This is a genomic window from Desulfitobacterium chlororespirans DSM 11544 (genome assembly GCF_900143285.1).
Classification (GTDB): domain Bacteria; phylum Bacillota; class Desulfitobacteriia; order Desulfitobacteriales; family Desulfitobacteriaceae; genus Desulfitobacterium; species Desulfitobacterium chlororespirans.
In genome coordinates, this window is the sequence record NZ_FRDN01000010.1 from 1 (window position 1) to 20,323 (window position 20,323).

The following is a 20,323-nucleotide window of genomic DNA, read 5'->3' on the forward strand; positions in this document are numbered from 1 at the left end:
CCAATTACCGGGAAGCAACCGGCAAGAACATTTGGGTCCTTTTCCCTGGTCCTGTAGATCAAAGCGAGCTTGACCGCGGCGTACGCTATATCAGCGTTGCCCAATCCCTGCAAGCGACGGTGCTGGGAGAGAACATTTCCTATGAATTCAAGCCTTAAACTTCCGGTTCCATCCCACCCCCTTCGCTCATAATCTAATGCCATTGTAAGAAGAAATAAGCCTTTTCGGCTTATTTCTTTGCTCATGAAAGATATCCTGGCTAAGTCTAATTATTCTTCCTTCTCTGCTTATGCTTTTTCTCTACATCTTTGAGCCTCTTATCATCCATGCCCTATCTTCCCCTTGAACAACCTATGCAAAGCAGCACCTACAATAGCTCCTCCACTATCGAGAAGCACATCTTCAATCTGACCGCTGCGCCCCGGGACAAAGAGCTGATGCACTTCATCACTGACAGCATAGAGCACACAGATTCCTAAAGCTATAGCAATTTGCCGCACTCCTTTAACGCTGCACTGCCTTAAGGCATTCATGGTCAAAACGCTAAGAACTAAATAGGTCAAGAAATGAGCAGATTTCCTTACAATAAAATTTGACTGGATATAATCCATATTCAACCCTGGCAAGGCCTTAGCAACAGCGCTAAAAAGCCTTTCAGCGATGCCTTGGCTCAGTTCATCGGATTGAGCTGCTGCTTGAGCCGACAGATAAAAGATTATACCCATCCAAAGCAAGACTGCCGCCCATGATATTATAAAAATTAAGCTGTTTTTCTCTTTTCTATCCTGCATCTGACTCTATCTCCCATATTATTCCCCATATCCACGGAGATGTTTTTGATGCCGTAATCAAAACCCAACCACCTAAGCGGCTGGGTGATCTTTGTACGAGCATTGGAACGCTGTTATAGCCCTTTTTAGGGTAACTCATTTAGGGTGCTTTAGCAAGGGAGCGCTGTTGATTGAATCATATGACTGCCACTATATTTGCCCATTAAATATGTCGATTCTTTGAAGGATTTAACTTTTTAACGTAGAACATACACTGTATCGTGTAATTTTTGAACCAAAGGCCATACCTTTGTTCGATAAAAATCAAACTACAGTGGAGGGATTAACTGCAACAACATAACACTGCCATTAAAACTATGAATAAACATCAACCCAAGGAGGATTTTTATGAAGAAAAAATATTCACTTTCCTTAATATGCTTTTTACTTATTTTTTCACTACTATCCATAAGTATTCCAGTATCGGCAAATACTACGTCAACATCCGTAAGCCTGGATAAAAGCACGATCGTGCTTACCGTTGGTCAAACTGATACCTTAACTGCAACCATCCTCCCCGCAGGTTCCCCTAGTCAAAATCTCACTTGGATCTCTTCCAATCCCAATGTAGTCAACGTATTTAACGGATTACTGATGGGTCTCAATGAAGGAACGGCTTATATTACCGTTATGAATCCTTATGCTAGCAGCAACTACGCATCATGTTTTGTTATCGTCAAAAAGCCTGATTCAGAAATGACAATCAATAAAACCAATCTTGTTCTTCCCGTCGGTTCTACAGAGACCCTGACCGTCAATATTTCACCCAGTCAAGCCGTCGATTGGAACTCTTCAAATCCCGAGATCGTTCGCGTGTTCAATGGTGTATTGATGGCTCAAAAAGTTGGCACAGCAGTGATCACCGCGACAGCTGCCGACGGTTCAAAAAGTGTAACATGCACTGTAACTGTTAAGGATGCCAAGGCCACTATTACATTAAACAAAAGCACTGCTACCTTAGGCGTTGGCAAAACCACGACCCTAACCGCAAATGTGTCACCGGCCCTCCCCTCCAATGTTTATTTAATGTGGCAATCTTCAAATCCCGGGATCGTGTCCGTATCCGGAGGGGTGATCACAGGGGGAGCTTTAGGAAGTGCCGTCATTACAGCCATTGCCTCTGATGGCTCCGGCAGTGCCACATGTAATGTTAATGTGACTGCAACCGGTATCAATACCATCAGACTGGGCGGAGCAAACAGATATGAAACTTCCGTCCAAATCTCCAAAAACGGCTGGCCCGACGGCTCAACATATGCTGTTCTGGCAACTGGGAATAATTATCCGGATGCCTTAAGTGCCGCTCCATTAGCTCAAAAGTATGACGCTCCCATCTTACTTACCGATAAAACACTTCCTCAGGTTACCATAAATGAACTCACACGTTTAAAACCAGCTCAAGTATTCATCTGTGGCGGCACCGGTGCTATTTCCAAGACGATTGAAAACCAACTCAATGGTATGGGCATCATCACTGAAAGACTTGAAGGCAAAGATCGGTATGAAACCTCGATCGCCATAGCTAAAAAAATAGGTGTTACATCAGGGGAGTTAATCGTTGTCAACGGCTACGAATGGTCCGATGCCTTATCAGTCTCGCCTATTGCCGCTAAAAAAGGTATCCCCATCGTATTAACCGATAAAGGCAGCATTCCTGATTCTGTAAAATCATTTGTAAACTCCAGTAATTTCAGTAAGACTTATCTCTTAGGCGGCACGGATCTGATCGGCAATCAGGTTAAAAATGTACTTCCTAATGCAGAACGAATCATCGGCAGCAACAAATTTGAAAGAAATATCAATATCCTCAAAGAATTTGAAGATGATCTTGATTTGTCAAAAATATGCATAGCTACAGGAGCTGATTTCCCCGATGCACTTTCCGGTTCAGCTCTGGCGGCAAAATTGTCTTCCGCCATAGTATTGTTGGATAATAATAGCCTGAAGTCTGTAACCAGCCAATACTCAGCTGACTCGCTTATCCAAACCGATGATGTTTACGTGTTTGGACTCCAGGCTGTGGTCAGTGACAATGTGATCAACAAATTATTTACTAAGTAATTCAAACAGCGAGATAGTCAAAACCCAGCCACATTGTGGCTGGGTTATTTTTTGGGGTAAAGAATCCTAACGTAGCTATTATTATGGTTTGAAGTTAATAGAGTCTATTACCTGGCCGTCACTGATTCCTTGAACAGTAAGAGGCATTCCTGGATAATTGATCTTCATCTGTGCCAAAAGTTCCCCGAGCAGCTGATTAGCATAGGCTTTATCCACCCCGGCGTTAAAGGTAATATCCCCATAGGTAATCCCCTGCTGTTCATAGATTTGAGTACCCAGCACATCTTTCTGTGCCATAATTTGTTCCGACAGTTTTAAATTGGATTCGCCAATGGGGGTTCCTTCCGGGATAGGTGTTAAATATTCTGATTTAACGTTTTCATTCTGTTGCTGCTCAGCGGCGGGATTTTGGGGTTGATTTTTATCAGTATTCCCGCATCCGCCGATCCCAAAAGTTAGGGCAGCGATAATCAAGCCCATCGATAGTTTTCTTAGCATACAGTCACTCACATCCTTTTATCTTTCACGTCCTTTTTAGGGTAACTCATTTTGAGTACTTTGGCAAGCACTATATCCATAATATCCCTTTTTTTAAAAAAGGAGATCCGATTTGCACTACTGGCAAACCAGATCTCCTGCTCCAGATCATTGATCTTCCGCATAAATTATTTTTGGGTAGATGTTACTTCCAGGCTGTTTCGTAAGCCGGCGGCAGCCGACATATAGTTGTTGATGTTCTGCAGTAAAGTATATTGATCATTGAGAAGTTTATTTTGCAGTTCGATCATTTCGATGCTGCTGGAAATACCTACTTCAATTTTCTTCTGCAGAATTTCTGTATTGATCTTATCCGCTTCAACAGCCAGCTTAGCTGCCTGCACAGAGTTTTCCAAAGACCTCAGGTTATTATAAGCAGTGCGCAAAGCGACTTCCTTCGTCACCGGCAAAGTTTCCAGGGTTGCCTTTTTATCTTCAATGCTGATTTGCAGCTGATCGGCCGCCGGGTTCGAATAATAGAAAGCAATGTCATATTCTATAGTCGTGAGTTCGATATCCTGTTCATATTTTTGGATATCATGGTCGTTGGTGATAGCTTGTGCAAGCTGTTCTTCGAACTTGACACTTTCAAATTTTGTATAAGCTGTTAAATCCGAGGTCAGGATGACTTCGCGGTTTAAATCAATGCCCAAATCCCGTTTTAAAGCAATCATGGAGCTGGTGATCGTGTTCTGCGTCGCTTTCAAGCCTGCCTCCAGGGAGCTCTTTTGGGCGTTTAAGGCATAACGCTGAGATTCAACGGCCAGACCCAGATCGATCTGCAGATTGAGCTGGTCGATATACGTATCCACATTATTCAGCTGGCTTTTCAAGTTCTTCACTTGCTGCTGCAAGGCCAAAATGTTTTGATACTGATTGCTGATCTGAACCTTCAAATCCTTTACTTGGTTTTCCCGGTCGTGTTTAGCGTTCTCTAAGGTCCAGAGGGCCCGCTTATGATTCAGTTTGTTCCTCTTGGTAGAATCTTCATCCACCTCTGAGTATCTGGCCTGGCTTCTGGCCAGGGCTTGTTCATACTGCTTTTCATAGATGAGCAGTTTGCTGTCTACTAGCTTCAGACTGCTGTTCCCTGTCTCAATGAGGTCTAAAGCATCTTCGAGAGAAAGACGCAAGGTCCCTTGTTCGGTGGCCGCAGGAGTATCGGCAGCCTCACCGGGGGTTTCTGCCGCTTCAGCCGGATCCGTCGATCCGGAAGTCTGAGCGGACTCAGAGGAACCTACCTCATCTGTCGCAGCCTTGCCGGATGGTGTCTGTCCGTCTTGGGCCAGAATATTGTTGGTTGTAAAAATAAGCGAAGCAGCGAGAACAAAAGTCAGAAGTTTTACATATTTTTTATTCACTAAGGCACCTCCACACATTATACAAGATTAATATCCGGTGGGTTGAACACCCGCATCACAAGCCAGATTCATCGTCGTCTGCATCAGCCAGGCATCTAACTCCGCTTTTTTCAGATCGATCTCTGCTTGCACTTTAGCAATTTTGGCATTGTTTAATTCTACGAAAGTAATTTCAGATTGGTCATAGCGGATTTGTGCCGTTTGGATATTCTTTTCCGCTTGTTCGGCAAGATATTGCATAGCCTCCAGGGCTTTCATGGAGCTTTCCAGGCCGGCATACAGTTCGGCGATGTTTTGGCGGACATTGATTCGCGCCAGGTCCAGAGTGTTCCTGGCGTTAGCGATCTCATATTCCTGCTGCTGCTTGTAGAATTCGTAATCACTGGGGATGCTGGCCAAACCATAGAGATATTGCTCCTCAAGCAAGTCAAGGGCGCTTTGAGCACTGATGATCTCTGCCCGATTGGCCAATGCCTGGTTCGTATACTCTTCAAGAGTCCGGATCTGTGGAGCGGGAGTAACATTATAATCCTGCAGAACAGAGTATTTCCGGGAGATATCTCCCCCCATCATGTTATTAAGGGCCATCAAAGCCGAATCCTTACTGTTCTGGGCACTGAGATAATGATAACGAATTTGCTCATAGGCGATTTCCGCCAGCCTTAACTGAGATGCGGTGACCATCCCTTTTTCTTCTTGAAGCCGAGCCTTCTTATAGTCCTCGTAGAGGGAGTTCATCAGATCGTTTTGGGCATTGACCTCATAATCCCCTTTCAGAAGTTCTATGTAACTGCTGTAAGCAGAAAGCCGCACGGCATTGGTCAGGACTGCTTGCCCCCCATAAAACTGAGTCAGGTAATCCTCATACATCTTCGGCGTCAAAACATAGGATTGAACCAGCTCAAAAGGGTTGGGCATATAGGGCAAAAGCCCTATCATTTGATTGAGCTGCCCTTTTACACTGGAGTAGTTTTTCTCCATCTGCTCAATACGCAGATTATTAGTTTTGAGAATTTGGGAATTTTCGATGGTTTCTATGGCTGCTTTTTCAATGTCCAGAGTATCCTCTGAGGCTTGGGCAGCAGAAACGGTGCTGCCCAGCAGCAAAGCCACAAGTAGTATGGACGCAAGAGCTTTTTTCAAGAACATCCTCCTTTGCTAACTATAGAGAGAATTTAGTAGGTGCTGCTATATGATTAACGAAGTATCCGGAACAAAGGAAAAAAGGCACCTTTCCCTTTATTTACGGCTTCGGATAATCTACCGAATCCAGATCAAAATCTTTATCCGCCAATTGATCGTAAAACCCTCGTGTGGGACTATAATCCTGAGTCCCATTCCCTTTGATATACAAGCGGGTCAACCGGGTTAGTTTGCGAAGCGGCGAAAAATCATCGATGACGTTATATCCTAGATCTAAATAAGTCAGAGAGGTCATATTCTGCAGAGAATTAATCTTCTCCAGATCATTATAGCCCAGGCTTAGGGATTTTAGATTACTCAGCTTCTGCAGCGGGGCAAGCTTGGCTCCTTCCAGGAAATTGTTGCGCAGATCCAGTGACTCCAGATTCGTAAAGTTCTCCAGTCCGCTAAGGTCCCGGATACCGTATCCTTTGGCATCCAAATGAGTAAGGCTCAGCACATCGCTTCGGTAAATAGGCTGGGAAGATGAGTTCTTACCCAGCATAAATTTTACTGCCCAGGTCAGATTAGAATCCTTAAACTTGATGGCTGAGTCTTCCGACACTTTCAGGGTCAGCTTTGTCTTCAGATCGGTACCCGCCACAGTTCCCTGAAAGGTATATGTTCCGACCTTATTCAGCATACTCACCGTCGGGCTCGAACTCCAAGTGACCGGTAACTCCTTGGTCGTTTGGTCGCTCAGAGTGACGATTACCGACTCCGGCAAGCTATATTCACTTCCCTGAACAACTTCTGCGGCAAAGGTATCTGCTTTACTGAGCAAGGGTTCCACGTACAGCGTTAACTCCACTGTCGTGTAATAACCCTCAATCTCACCGCGATAATAATAGGTTCCCGCCTTTTGGGTGGACACATCATCCAGATTCCAGTCCACCTGAACCTCTTCCTGATTACCTTTACTCGTAATCACCGTGACCTTCTTAGGCAGCTCGTAGGTCTCTTTCTCTTTGACATGGACGGTAATATTTCTGACCACATCAATCTCGGCAGGTAAGCCGGCCAATTGACTTTCCGTACTCACCGGAATAACTCCCGTCCCGCCGAAGACCGTGACCTGGTTGATGACCTTTGTACTCAGATAGTCTTGTACTGCCGGGGGAACCTGGTTTCCTTTCAAAAGAACCAACGGATGGCCGCCTTTTTGAGCTAAAGCCGCAGCGGATAATGCATCTGGAAAAGCTTCTCCAGTGGCCGCATACACTATGGTCGGGTCAATATCATCATTGAAGTAGCGAAGCAATGCAATATTCCGTGCATAGGGATCCGTTCCCCCGATCCGCTCTGCTTCTGGAAGCTGATTGGCAATCGTCTTAGAGACCTCATTCTCACTGCCAACAATAATCATGCTGGTGTTTCTCAAACGGGTCAAATAGCTCTTGAGGTTAGGGGTGAGCTCGTCTTTAGGAACAAGCAGGACCGGCATTCCTTTAGCCGCTGCGATAGGAGCCACTGCCAAGGTATCGGCAAAAGCGGCACCGGATGTTACAAAAATCCCTTGACTCGTCCCCACCTCTCTGGCGACTGCAAGTGCCGTGTCATAACGATCCTGTCCTGAGAATCGTTTCACGGAAATCCCCAACCCCGCGATCTGCTTTTCCACGGCGACCGGTATCACACCGATTCCGCCCACTATATAGGCATTTTTAGGATTGAGCCGTTTCAATTCGTTGATTGTTTCAGGGCTTAATCCGGAGCGTGCCGTCAGCAGGAGAGGGGCATCATATTTCCCAGCCAAAGGTGCAGCACTCAGGGCATCTGGATAATTCTCTCCCGTGGTGATGACCACAGCATTTGAGCCGGTGGGCCAACCCTCCTGACTTGCCGCCACCGCTGTCCGATAACGATCACTCCCTGCCAGCCGCGAACTTTCCGTCGCTGCTTCCGCTCCCGGAATCAGCAAGACCGTAAAAAGGCATAAACTCACTAAAAAAGCAGCAGCTTTATTCCAACGCAACAAACCATAATCCTCCTTTATCCTCTTTCTTTGCAGCAAGCTTAGTTCGATGTTCTCGCATGCACTGTGTTTGATTTAGGGCTTGTATCGAAATCACCGCCCGCCTGAATATAATAATAATACGTGGTTCCCGGAGTTAAGTTCCGATCCGTATAATAGGGGTTTACTATAGTATCAATTAGGGTGTAAGTCCCCGAACTGGAAGTAGAGCGATAGATCTTATAATGAGTAGCATTATACACACCATTCCAGGTCAGATAAATCTGGCTGGAGCCAAGCACGGTAGCAACCAGATTATCCGGCGCAGCCGGTCCAACCGCGCCGGCACCTGTCACAGCATAGGCAATGGTTGAGAAATCGCTTAAGCCTGCACTGCTGACCGCCTGCACCTTGTAATAATAGGTCATCCCCGGCACCAGGCCTTCATCAATAAGGTAGGTCAGAGGCGAAGTTCCGGCTATGGAATAAGTTCCCGAAAAAGAAGTGGAACGATAGACCTGATAGTATGTGGCGTTATTTACCACACCCCAAGTAACCATGATACTGGCTGAATCGATACCGGAAGCGGTCACATTAGCGGGAACAGTCAGGGTATCTCCTTTCAGCAAAGGCGCACCGGCCCCAACTTTCGAATAAGGCCCTGTTCCTCCCGAATAAGCAGCCTGCACTTTGTAGAAATAAGTGGTTCCCAACGTCACACTTTCATCGGTATAATAAGGTCTGTTGACGGAAGCAAGCAGAACATAGTTGCCCGTATCTGCCGTGGTTCTGTAGATATTATAGGTGAAAGCGTTGTCCACAGGACTCCAGGTCAGATAGATCTCTTTGGAACTCAAAGGAGTTACGGTGAAATTATCCGGAGCCTGCAGAAAACCGGTATCCGTAAGAGTGGCCGCCTGAACACTGTTGGAAAAAGCACTGGCAGCGGAAGAATTGACTGCCTTTATCTTATAATAGTAGGTAACTCCTGAAGATAGATTAGCGTCCGTATAGTAAGGGACACCTACCGTCGTGATCTGATTGTAAGTTCCTGAATAGGAAGTTGACCGGTAGATGGCATAGGATGACGCATTGCTGACCGCGTTCCAGGACAGATGAATCTGTCCGGTGCCTAAAGGGTTAGCCACCACATTGGCCGGAGCAGCTAAGGAACCGCTCTGGGCACCGTTGGACTGAGTGAGGCTCTCTAACAAGCTGTCTGATACAGCTCCGGTTCCTCCAAAGGCTACGATCTTTTGGATGCGGGAAGCATTATTTTCAATCAATTTCTCGGTTCCGGAAGGAAGGGGTTTCTTGACCAGAAGCACCGGGGACTTGGATAATGAAGCCAGGACCGAGCCGGACAGGGCATCGGGATATGCCTCCCCTGTAGCCGCATAGCAAGTGCTCAGATCAAGGTCATTGGCAAAATACTGGATAATCTGCGTATTGGCGTCATAACGATTGGAACCGCCTAAACGCTGAGGAGCAGGCAACTGATTGACTACAGCATCGCTGAGAATACTGATGTCCCCTAAAACATAAGTTTTTCTTGCTTGAGTGCTTAAGATATCTTTCAGATTTTTAGACAGACTGTTTCCCGGAGTCAGAAGAATGGGCATCCCCTTTTGAGCAGCGATAGGAGCTATGGATAAAATATCCGCAAAATCCTCACCTGTGGCGATGACCGCTTCGTCAAAGTTCCCCATCATCTTGGCAACCAGCAGGGAAGTTTCATACCGATTCAATCCGGCAGCGCGTGATACCTCGATACCCAAATTCTTAATGGATTGTTCCACTTTAGCCGAGATTACACCTTCTCCGCCGACGATGATGACTTTTTTCACGTTTAGATAGGAAAACTGCCCTTTGGTCTCTTCTTCCAGTTTATTTTTGGAAGTCAGCAAGATAGGGGCATCGAACTTAGCTGCCAAAGGCGCCGCACACAAAGCATCCGGGTAATTCTCCCCACTGGCCAGAATAGCATAGTCGGATGCCGTCCAGCCCATCTCGGCAATATTGGCGGAAGTCTCATATCGATCAGAACCCGAGATCCGGTCGCTCAAGATAGAAGAAGTATCCAACTCTGCCGGTGTTACAGCCCAGGCCGGTGAAGAATAATCGCTGGAGCCTGCGCTATTGATCGCCTGAACCTTATAGTAATAGGTAGTCATAGGCGTTAAACCCGTATTGCTGTAGTTTGTGCCTGTCACGGCACCCACATAAGTATAAACACCTGAAGCCGAATTAGAACGATAAATATAATACTGACTCGCTTCGCCGACCCCCTTCCAGGACAGATTGATTTGGCTCCCGCTCACCGCTGCTGCCGTCAACCCGGTCGGAACAGAGGGATTGCTTAGAGCGTATGTACTCTGTGGAATCATCAGCGCCACGATCAATGCAAAACATACTATAAACATGAATTTGGATCTTAGCCTTCTCATTTTATCCCCTCTTTTACCTTATTCTATTGCACAGCCGATACTTGCCTCACACATAACAATTATAACCGATAAAGCCGAAAGTTTCGAGAATGTTTTTACCTTCATCATTTCAAATTTTCCATAAGTAGTATATAATTACAATTAATCCTTAGCTATAGTTATTAATTATTTTGGAGGAGATGACTTGATAAAGAAAAGATGTATCATTACTTTCCTTACTATGATTACTTTATTTTTTGTAATTCCTGGTACAAGCTATGGTGAGACAACACCTACTTACAGAGCTCTATTAATCGGCAATAGCAATTACTGGGATAACAACAACCTTCAGGGACCCACCAATGACCTGGTCAAAATGGAAAATGCTCTTTCTCATCATTACTATGGCAGTAATAACACATCCTTCAGCACGATAAAAGCAAAGAGAGATGTAACCAAGCAGGAAATCATCAGCAGCATACGGGAAACATTCAAGGATGCTCAAGAAGGCGATATATCCTACTTTTATTATTCTGGACATGGTGCTTTTGATTATTATAGCAACAGTGCTTATCTAATTGGTGTCGATGGTGAAGGATTAGGAGTTCATGAGTTGGAAATGGAGCTAGGAACTATCCCTGGTACTATAGTAGTCGTATTGGATAGCTGCCACTCAGGAGGATTTATAAATAAGGAACTACATCTTGAATCTTCAGGGGATACCGTAGATGAAGACTATATCAATGACTTCAATCATTCCATCGTAGATATTTTTGCTCAGAAAAAAAGCAGAAATTACCTAACCAGCAGTAAGTACAAGGTGATCACCGCCGCTTCTAAATATGAGTATTCTTATGACATCAGCTATCTCGATGGATGGGGATGGGGTGGCGAATTTACAAGAGCCTTTGTAACGGGTAATGGCTATAATGGAAATTTCACAGCAGATACTAACTTGGACTTCAATATTACCCTTAATGAAATTTATAACTATGCCAGCAATCATGTTAAAAATAGTAATGTCCAGGTTTGGCCACAAGCTGATAATTTTATTATCGGATCAGACTTTGGGGACTTATCAAGTGATGGTATCACCGTATGGGATACCTTCATAGATACACCTATTGATAAAATCTGGAATATAAAATTTAATTTGCAATTAGATGAAAACTCCTGGAAAAACAAAATATATGTACTCGATACTTACCAGAATAAACTCCCTACCCGTCTGGAAAAAAGCGCCAACGGACAAATTATCTCGATCATTCCATCTCATAATTATGATTATAGCTCCCCTTACACGATAGTTATAGAAAATGGTATACTGGCAGCAAGCGGGAGTCAACATAAGAAAAAAGTATTAGCTTATTTCATTACAGAAAAAAACAAACTGGATTATGAAGAACTCGCTCTAAATACCGTCTTAAGCGGTTACTTTTATAGTCATCCCTATCCATCAGTACAGGAGGCCTTTGAAAGCTTCTTTGGCTACCCTACCTGGGACTACTTTTATTCAACTGACGGCTCACATGTTGTTGAATTTAATGGAAATGCTTATAAAAATTATGTTTATGGAACGGTGACAATCCAATTTACGGTAGATGTTGAGAATGAAAGCTTTTCAGTTAATTATGCTGCCTTTGACTCTGATCCGATGAGTTATTATGAATTTGAAGGTCTTTTAGATGTCATCTATACTAATTATTTTTATCCAAGGGATATGAATAGCATTGACGATATCTTTATAGATGAAGATGATAGTCCAGTCCTGGATGAGTATAAAGATCTGACCTGACCCCTTCAAGATTCAATGAAATAGAGAAGCCTGGTCGCTCATTAGAGTGGCCAGGCTTCTTCCTCAATTTCCTTTCGTTGCAATTAAATCTGGTAACTCTCACTTGTCAACAACTTACCACTGCTATCGTAGGCATAAATTGTAACTTTACCACCTTGCTTCAGACCGGAGATGCCTAAGGTATAGGTGTTGTCACCCTGATAATGCATAGGGGTCGAATTGATTTTGACGCTGTAGACATCAGAGCTTGTGGTCACCTTGAAACTCGTAATAATCTCGGAATAACTGCTTGCTACAGAACTAATCTTGCCCTTGACTTCAAATGGCACCGCAATGGGCTGGCTCAGCTGCTTTATGCCATCCTTCCCAGTGATCCCGCCGGTGACAAAGATCCAGTATTTATTGCCCACAGTGTAAGCCTTGGCTGGTTTAATAATAACGGAATTCTCCTCCTTCGACAAAGTGAGAGTGGCTGCTACAGGGTTATTACGATCATCGGTAAGATAAATATTGTTTTTATTAACTGTGCCTGAGTCAATAGGTTTATTAAACTTTATCATCCAGGCCTTAAGAGTATCTGTGGTCGACATACTTGTCCATGTATCAAACTCTTGTGGAATCTCCGCTGCCTGAACCGGCATGACCCAGAACGAAAAGAGGCCTATCCAGATGAGGGCTAGATATAATCTTTTCATCATTTGCTTCACCTCCATCTCAGCTTAAATATCAAATACTTCGATCTCACTAAGTTTATAGCAGTTTAAAATATCCGTCAGCAGCGTTTTTTCGTTGATCAGCTTAGAGAGAGAATAAGTTCCCTCCAAGGCCTTCTTGGGAGCAATGGTATAGGTTTTATTGCCATTGAGCTTAATGACTTCATCGCCTTGCAACGCACTGCCCGTACTATCTAAAACCTTAATGTACGCATCGGTATTCACTGGATCCGGATCGCCCTCGGCGACTATAGCAAACCCGATATTAAATACTCTGGTGTCCCCATTCTCAGTATAGGTCGAGCTGGTATAAGCGGTGCCATTGATCGTCACACTGATCTCCGCCACGGCGGTGTGTGTATAGCAATCCAAGGAAGTTATCTTCGTATTGCCGATCTTCGTTTCTTTGCTTACCACAGACTTGAGGTGCTTCGGGGAAATCTTAAAGAAAACCTTATCAAAAGTCGTCGCATTAATTAGGGCAGCGAAGCTTCCATCTTCCAGCAACTCCTCAAGGATGGCTGTCGTCGCCGCAGTAGGTAAGGTAATTCGCAGCTGTCCTGCCGCCGTTACGCTGGAAGTCCCCTTAAGCTGGGCTGTAGTAGGTATCGTCAAGGTGACCTTCTGCTCAGAAGTCGGAGCATATCCAGGCACTGGGGGAAGCGTAATTTTCAATCCATTCGGCGCTTCTAACGCAAAAGTCTTGGTTGGATCTGCCTTGGTCAGAGCCGTCTTGACAAGTGTCCAGCTGGCACTATCACTATCGGCAGCAAAGCCATTGATCAACGCTTTGAGTTTCGAGCTATTTGTCAAAAGCGCCGGATCCCATTCTCCATTCGTCAGGGTGACTATAATCTCTTTCCCCCCATTCACTACCTCGGCGGTGGTCATGTTTAGTCCAGTCCCTGACAAGGTGGCGGCTACACCAATCCGTACACTCTGGGCTGCCGCCAACACTTTTGCAGCACTGAGCTTTTCATTGACCAACTGGGTTAAGGCAGCTCCGTTTAGACTAAACTTAATCTCTTCAGGGGTATTTGAGGTGAAATCAGGGATGGGAGGCAACTTGATCGTCAGGGTACTTCCCTTAACAGAAACGTTTTTGTCTGTGATGGCGTCCTTTATTTTGGCTCCGGCAGTGCCTGCACTAAAACCATTCTTTAAATTTCCGAACTTGGTGGGTGTCAGTATATCTGAAGCCCATGTCCCATTATTCAGCGTGATGATGATGGTTTTGCCACCGGCTATCACCGCTTTGGTTTCCAGAGGGGAAACTACAGCCGTGCCGCTTAAATCCAGAGTCACTGCCTTGAGGGTAAAGGAACCAGCGGTAAATGAGCCCGTAGAATTTGCAGTACAGCCAGATGGGATAACGACCTTGATTTTCTCTTCAGAATCAATCGCATAATTCGGAGCTGCAGGTAAGGTTATGGTCAGCATCGAATCGCTGCTTCTGACAAAGGTAGAGGAAGCTAGTACTGCTTGCCAAGCCGCCGGCTTTGTCTCTGCTGTAATTCCTGCCATCAATGTATTCCTTTTTGTCGAATTTGTAGCAATATCCTGTGCCCATAGATCATTTTGCAGAGTGATCACCAAGTCCTTGCCCCCGGTTACAATGTCCGATTCGGTCGCCGTCAGAACCGCTCCGGTAAGGACTGCGGACTGATTACTTACCGGGGTGATACTGAAGGTCGGCGAGGCTGAGGCATTGTCAAAAAATGCTCCACCACCAGCGGCTGTCAGACCTTTGATGGTGTTGATATTTGGCTGTAATGTTATCGGCGAGGAAGGATCGGCGATTTCAGGCAAGGGTGGTAAAACTATCGTAACTGTCTTGTCATTATTTCGCGTAAATTGGGCTCCCGCTTTAATAGAAGGAAGTAAGGCATTCCAGCTCCCATGGCTGAATAGTCCATCGATCAGCAATTCCCTTTTTACTTGATCGATAGTGACCATCGAGTCCCAAGTGGTATTATACAAAGTGGCGGCAATATCTTTGCCTCCGGAGACCAGATCAAGAATCGTGGCGCCGGAGGTAAGGGTTCCTGAGATGGCCACCGACGGATTGGCCTTGATCGCAAAGGTTAAGGTGTTGGAAAGGGGATAATTGTTAGTAAGCACGGTCGATGGAATGGCCACAGTGATTACTTGGTCTTCGCCAATGCTGTATTGTGCAGCTGCTGGTATAGTAATCGTCAGCGTATCATCAGCTACTTTCGTAGTACCGAGCACAAACGCAGTTCCGGGAGAAGTTTTCGCCTCATCCCAGGCTGCGCTATTGGTCGAAGCAGTCAATCCATTCAGCAAAACAGCCTTTTTTGCTGAATTCGTAACAAGATCCCCTGCCCATGTATTGTTGCTTAAGGCTAAAGACAATGTAATCCCTGTACTGACCGTTGTAGCTTCCGTCACTACCGGAACTGTCTTCCAGGAAACAATAGAGTTATCTGTAGCAATAGTAAACTGCGGGTTGACAATATTAGTTAATGGAGTTAATAAGGGTTCCAATAGTGGATCTGTAGGTGTTCCCAATAGCCCTCGTTCAAGGCTGCCTAGGGTAAAATCCACAGGAGCGGCTATGCTATAGCCGGGCACCGCCGGTAAAGTGATCGTCAAAGCATCGCCATTCACAGTAATGATATCATTGGGAAGCGGCTTACTAATCAGAGTATTATAAATCGATGATCCCACCGGCCATATCTTCCCAAAGAGGAGGCGGCGTTGGTCGAAATCCGTTGTCACATCGGCGGCCCAACTGCAGTTATAGAGAGTGATTACTAATTGCTTTCCTCCTGCCACAATATCCGACTGGGTCACTCCCTCTGTTAAGGAGCCCGACAGCGCAGCCTGAGGGTCGGCAGTAATCCTAAAGAACTGTTCCGCAGGAACATTTGAGGAATCCTGAAGCAGTCCTGGAGGCGGGACAAAGGTGATCTCTTGATCTTTGGTAATATTATACGAAGTCAATGCGGGAATAGTAATTGTTAAGGTGGCACCACCAGCATCGCGCATGACAGTAGCTCCAGGCTGGTTCAACAGTGCCTGCAGCTGTTCCACATCAGGATTATTAGAATCGGTTGTAAACCTATTTATCAAAGTGGGGACAAGAACTAATTGGGTAGGTACTTCTCCTAAACCAGTGGCCCAAGTATTGTCTGTCAGTGTAAGCTCAATGGTAAATCCACCCGCTCTGACTTCACGTTCAGTTAACGAATTAGGCAGCGTCCAATCAGGGGTCGTCATAATTGTCATTGACGCAGGTGCCGCCCATATAGACACCGGGAAAAGTGAAAGCAATAAAAGCACGATGACTAGACATGACAGCCCTCGTGCTCGTGCTCTATCGCGTAATCTCCTTTTTGTAATTCTAAAATCCAACTCAATCGCTCCTTCCAATGCTAGCGCCTTTCCACAGAGAATTCTCATACCTAATTCTATTCTATCTTAATTTCCAAAATCCTACTTCAAATCCAATTTTTCATTTACTTACTACCTATCCTTGAATAAGATAAAGTCAATTATAGCAAAAACCGCCTCGACGTTTAAGTCGAGACGGCTTTTCAAATTCTAATGGTTGAGCTTCTTATGTAGTTGACCGCCGGTCTTTGCCACAACCGACGATCGATGAGACATTTGTCTACAGCGCATCCTATAAAAGTAGAATTAACTTATTGGATACGATTCTATTCTAACGGAAACTATAGAAGTGCACAATCTGTAAGTCTTGGCCGAATTGTAAACTAATTGTTAATACGGATTATTTTAGGATATAATTCTGTTACCCTTAGGTATTCTAATGATTTTCATTATTCCGGGTAAGTGCTATTACCAGCGACCAAATCCAGGTAACATTCAGTAACGCTTTGCCCGAAACCCCTGTGGTAAGCGACTTTGCGGTTACCCGCTCCATCGATGGCGGGGAGGGGTTAGAAGTTGTCCCCAGTGATGTTCATGTTGACGAATCAGAAAAAGTAGTAACATTAACCGTTGATCCGGTTGTTGCCACAACCGAAGATCAATCCGTCGTATACAGCGTATCCTATAAAAGTGGAACACCGGTAGCTGCTCCGGCCGTTACAGTAGTAAAAATACCGGTCATCAGCAATGTCTCTATTGCCTCCAATAACGCTGATAATACCAAAGCTATGATCGGAGATACCATTACTCTGACCTTCACGGCAGATCGCCCCGTCTATAAACTAAGCAACTTCAAACTCAATGGCAGTAATCCCGACAGTTTCACGAATGTCGGGAATGTTTATACTGCAACACATATTGTCGATGAAGGTGACCTCATTACCGGAGAACCGGCATCTTTTCAAATTAACGTAAAAGATGATGCGGGCATTTATTCACAAACAGTTGAGAGTACAACCGACAGCAGTTCCGTGACCATCATCCCTAAATACGCAAGATTATCCAACATCCATATTTACTCCAGCAATGTTAATCCTTCTATAGCTAATCTCGGCGATACGATCACTGTCACTTTTGAATCCGACGAAGCCGTTACAAAGCTTAGCGATTTTAAAATCAACGGCAGCAATCCTGCCACCTTTGTCAACATCGGCAACCTTTATGCTGCCACTCATGTCATTGATGAAGGGGATAAGGACGGAAACGCAACCTTCCAAATCAATGTCAAGAATGCTTCCGGCATTTACACACCTACTCTGGAGACCACAACAGACGAAAGCTCAGTTGTCGTATCCGGAATCGCCTTGCATTTAGCCACTGAGGCTGTAGAATATGCGGAAGACACCAGACTCCAAGATGATGTTGCCGCAGCTAAGCTTCTGGTTGATGCTCTGCCGGCCGACGTAGCTCCGGACACCTCAAAAGCAAACCTTGAAGCAAGACTGGCAGCTATTACCGCCCCGGTCATCAGCAATATCACCGTTACTTCTAATAATGCCAATAATACTAAGGCTATGAACGGAGATACAATTACTTTAACCTTTACCTCCAGCCAACCGATTGAAAAGTTAGGCAACTTCAAAATTAACGGAAGCAACCCCGATACCTTCACTCATGAGGGCAATGTTTATACCGCTACCCACTTAGTCGATTCGGGAGACTCAGTCACAGGAGACCCCATCACCTTCCAAATCAACGTGAAAAACGAAGCTGGCATTTATTCGCAAACAGTTGAAGCGACGACAGACGGAAGCTCTGTAACCATTATTGATAAATACGCCCGGATTTCTAATGTCAAAATTTATTCGACCAATGCAGACTCCACCATTGCTACAGATGGTGACACAGTCATTTTAACTTTCACAACCGACGAAGCTGTAACTGCTTTAGGGAACTTTAAAATCTGCGGAAGTAATCCGAACTCATTTTCCAACACCGGTAATACTTATATCGTCACCCACCTGGTTGATTCAGGTGATACCCCTGGAACAGCCACGTTCCAAATCAATGTAGAAAATGCTCAAGGCATTTACTCACCGACTCTTGAGGCAACAACAGACGGCAGCACAGTTGTGATTCAGTAACCTGACAAATAGTGTGGCATCGCGAAAAGAAGGAATCTACGCTGTACGTGGTTCCTTCTTTTTTGTTAACTATCAGAGAATTGTTCCGAGTATGCATAAATATCGCCGTTTTCTAAAATATTAGCGATATAGAGAAGTATATGCCCTGTCTGAAGTTAAAACACAAGTTTAAGAAGGTGAAGTACATGCTGTTTAGAGAGGGGATCATATTATTTAAAAAACATCTCATCGTCAATGAGCGCTCGCCGGAGACCCTGCGTGGCTATATGTTCGAATTGGAAAACTTCATTGATTTTACAGAAAATCAGCATAACGGTCCGGTCTATCTTGACGAAATCATTGTTCAGGATATCGAAGAATACCTCCATGAACTCAAGCTTAAAGGCAGTTCCACTTCCCGCAGGAGCCGAATGGTTTACATCCTGCGCTCTTTTTATAACTTCGCAATCCGCCAGGAACTTGTCGGTAAAAATATTGCCGCCCTTGTCGACTCAGTCAAAGTACAGCAAAAGGAAAGGAACTTCTTAAGCGATGAGGAGTTTCAAGCCCTCGTCTCAGTGATCGCAAACCCTACGATCAAGGTGCTCTGCTATACTCTCTTTATGACAGGACTGAGAATTAAGGAAGCTCTGGACCTTACCTTGGAGGATGTTGATCTCGCCGGAAAAGTTATTCGCATACGGCACGGCAAGGGCAATAAGAGTCGTAAAGTGCCCATTAGCGATAAACTCTTACCGATCTTAAAAGACTATCTGGGAAGAATCAGGCCCCCATCCGGCAGCAAGCACTTCTTTGCAACTAAAGTTTCCGGGCGCCTCTCCGCCAGCATGGCCAATAAGACCCTCAAAGAGGCGGTCCTCGAGCTGGGCTGGAATAAAAAAGTGACCTGTCACGTCTTACGCCACAGCTTCGCCAGCCACTTAGTGCGTAAAAATGTGAATATCGTCCGCGTTCAGAAGCTGCTGGGGCACGCCAGCTTGAAGACTACCAGCATTTATACTCACGCAACCCTGGACGAGCTGGCAGAGGCAGTCAACACCTTCTAAAGCGATTATAATGTGAGAGGACGTATATCATGTCTCAACTACAAAATCAACAGGGAAAGGCGAGTCGTGTCAATGAAATATTAAATAAACTCCGCTCCGGCCAAAGCCGGGAAGCCATATCCGTTCACTATGGATACAGCACTTGGAAAAGCCTGGATATGTACATGCGGCGTAATGGTTTTACTTGGGATAGTCAGAGAAGAATCTACACCAATGCTGAAGCCGGGAGCACCGAAGGACCATCATCGGCAGGCACAGACTTGACAGAGATAAATCCTGCCGAAATCATCCGGCTTTTTGAGCTGGGCATTCTCGATGCCCGGGAAATAGCAAAAAAGACTGGGTTCCCCAGCCATAAAGACATGGCGGCCTTCATGCGCCGGCGCGGCTATATATGGTCCTCTACAGAGTCCAACTATATGGATTCAAACCCCTCACCACAGGAGCAAAGCTTAAATAGTATCGGTAAAAACGAAGATACTCTGGCGAGAGTAGCTGCCGAGCATAGCCGTTCTTCGTTATCTGAAGGATTTCCCAGCGATAAGTACATCACACTTCTCGAATTTCTATGGAATTCACGGGATAAGCTCATCAAAATGATCGAATCCATCGAAGAAAGTGAAAGTCATAAGGTCCAAGTCTATACTATTCCCGGAGAAGCCAAAACAAAAAGCATCTTCTTTTCCAATGAACTTGCCACCCTTATGACGGCCTTTTGCAAGGATCATAGTATGAGCCAAAAACAAGGGTTCGAAGCAGCACTGATAGAATACTTAGCCCAGCACGGTTATGAACATGAGATCAATTGTTTACTTGAAAAGGTCCATTAAAATACTCACTTGCAGTATATCGCGAATTTTGTCGAATTTTAATTGTTTTAGCCTGCCTACTTTTTGCCAAAAGCCTATGTAATAATT

Annotated in this window: 13 protein-coding genes; 5 read left to right on the forward strand and 8 right to left on the reverse strand. The window is 45.0% G+C overall.

The window, feature by feature from the left end:
- Window positions 1-320: 320 nt before the first annotated feature.
- Window positions 321-791, reverse strand: a complete 471-nt coding sequence (locus BUA14_RS16015) for a VanZ family protein (protein WP_072773532.1) — start codon at window positions 789-791, stop codon at window positions 321-323.
- Window positions 792-1,178: 387 nt separating this feature from the next.
- On the opposite strand from BUA14_RS16015, the gene BUA14_RS16020 reads away from it, so the two are divergent.
- Window positions 1,179-2,891 (forward strand): cell wall-binding repeat-containing protein, encoded by a 1,713-nt coding sequence (locus BUA14_RS16020; protein ID WP_072773533.1) that lies wholly within the window; start codon window positions 1,179-1,181, stop codon window positions 2,889-2,891.
- 81 nt (window positions 2,892-2,972) lie between these two features.
- Here the strand turns inward: BUA14_RS16020 and BUA14_RS16025 are convergent, their stop codons facing one another.
- The 5 genes from BUA14_RS16025 to BUA14_RS16045 all read right to left on the reverse strand — a co-directional run bounded on the left by BUA14_RS16025 (window position 2,973) and on the right by BUA14_RS16045 (window position 10,372).
- Window positions 2,973-3,389, reverse strand: a complete 417-nt coding sequence (locus BUA14_RS16025; RefSeq protein WP_072773534.1) for a hypothetical protein — start codon at window positions 3,387-3,389, stop codon at window positions 2,973-2,975.
- 167 nt (window positions 3,390-3,556) lie between these two features.
- Complete coding sequence (locus BUA14_RS16030; protein WP_072773535.1) at window positions 3,557-4,789, reverse strand: TolC family protein; 1,233 nt, start codon at window positions 4,787-4,789, stop codon at window positions 3,557-3,559.
- 27 nt (window positions 4,790-4,816) lie between these two features.
- On the reverse strand, window positions 4,817-5,932 hold the full coding sequence (locus BUA14_RS16035; RefSeq protein WP_072773536.1) for a TolC family protein: 1,116 nt from the start codon (window positions 5,930-5,932) through the stop codon (window positions 4,817-4,819).
- A 100-nt stretch (window positions 5,933-6,032) separates the two neighbouring features.
- Window positions 6,033-7,949: a cell wall-binding repeat-containing protein gene (locus tag BUA14_RS16040; protein WP_072773537.1), complete on the reverse strand. Its 1,917-nt coding sequence runs from the start codon at window positions 7,947-7,949 to the stop codon at window positions 6,033-6,035.
- 38 nt (window positions 7,950-7,987) lie between these two features.
- Window positions 7,988-10,372, reverse strand: a complete 2,385-nt coding sequence (locus BUA14_RS16045) for a cell wall-binding repeat-containing protein (protein ID WP_072773538.1) — start codon at window positions 10,370-10,372, stop codon at window positions 7,988-7,990.
- 184 nt (window positions 10,373-10,556) lie between these two features.
- Here BUA14_RS16045 and BUA14_RS16050 point away from each other — a divergent pair, with 184 nt between their 5' ends.
- Window positions 10,557-12,146: a caspase family protein gene (locus BUA14_RS16050; RefSeq protein ID WP_072773539.1), complete on the forward strand. Its 1,590-nt coding sequence runs from the start codon at window positions 10,557-10,559 to the stop codon at window positions 12,144-12,146.
- 83 nt (window positions 12,147-12,229) lie between these two features.
- On the opposite strand, the gene BUA14_RS16055 is transcribed toward BUA14_RS16050, so the two are convergent.
- Both BUA14_RS16055 and BUA14_RS16060 read right to left on the reverse strand, forming a co-directional pair.
- Window positions 12,230-12,844, reverse strand: a complete 615-nt coding sequence (locus BUA14_RS16055; RefSeq protein ID WP_072773540.1) for an Ig-like domain-containing domain — start codon at window positions 12,842-12,844, stop codon at window positions 12,230-12,232.
- A gap of 21 nt (window positions 12,845-12,865) precedes the next feature.
- Window positions 12,866-16,111: a hypothetical protein gene (locus tag BUA14_RS16060; protein WP_072773541.1), complete on the reverse strand. Its 3,246-nt coding sequence runs from the start codon at window positions 16,109-16,111 to the stop codon at window positions 12,866-12,868.
- Window positions 16,112-16,722: 611 nt separating this feature from the next.
- Here BUA14_RS16060 and BUA14_RS16065 point away from each other — a divergent pair.
- From BUA14_RS16065 to BUA14_RS16075, 3 genes are all read left to right on the forward strand, one after another.
- Window positions 16,723-18,360 carry a hypothetical protein gene (locus tag BUA14_RS16065; RefSeq protein WP_072773542.1) on the forward strand — a complete coding sequence of 546 codons (1,638 nt, stop codon included), beginning with the start codon at window positions 16,723-16,725 and terminating at the stop codon, window positions 18,358-18,360.
- 185 nt (window positions 18,361-18,545) lie between these two features.
- Complete coding sequence (locus tag BUA14_RS16070; RefSeq protein WP_072773543.1) at window positions 18,546-19,406, forward strand: tyrosine-type recombinase/integrase; 861 nt, start codon at window positions 18,546-18,548, stop codon at window positions 19,404-19,406.
- Window positions 19,407-19,435: 29 nt separating this feature from the next.
- A complete protein-coding gene (locus BUA14_RS16075; RefSeq protein WP_072773544.1) occupies window positions 19,436-20,236 on the forward strand; it encodes a hypothetical protein in 801 nt (266 codons plus the stop codon).
- Window positions 20,237-20,323 lie beyond the last annotated feature (87 nt).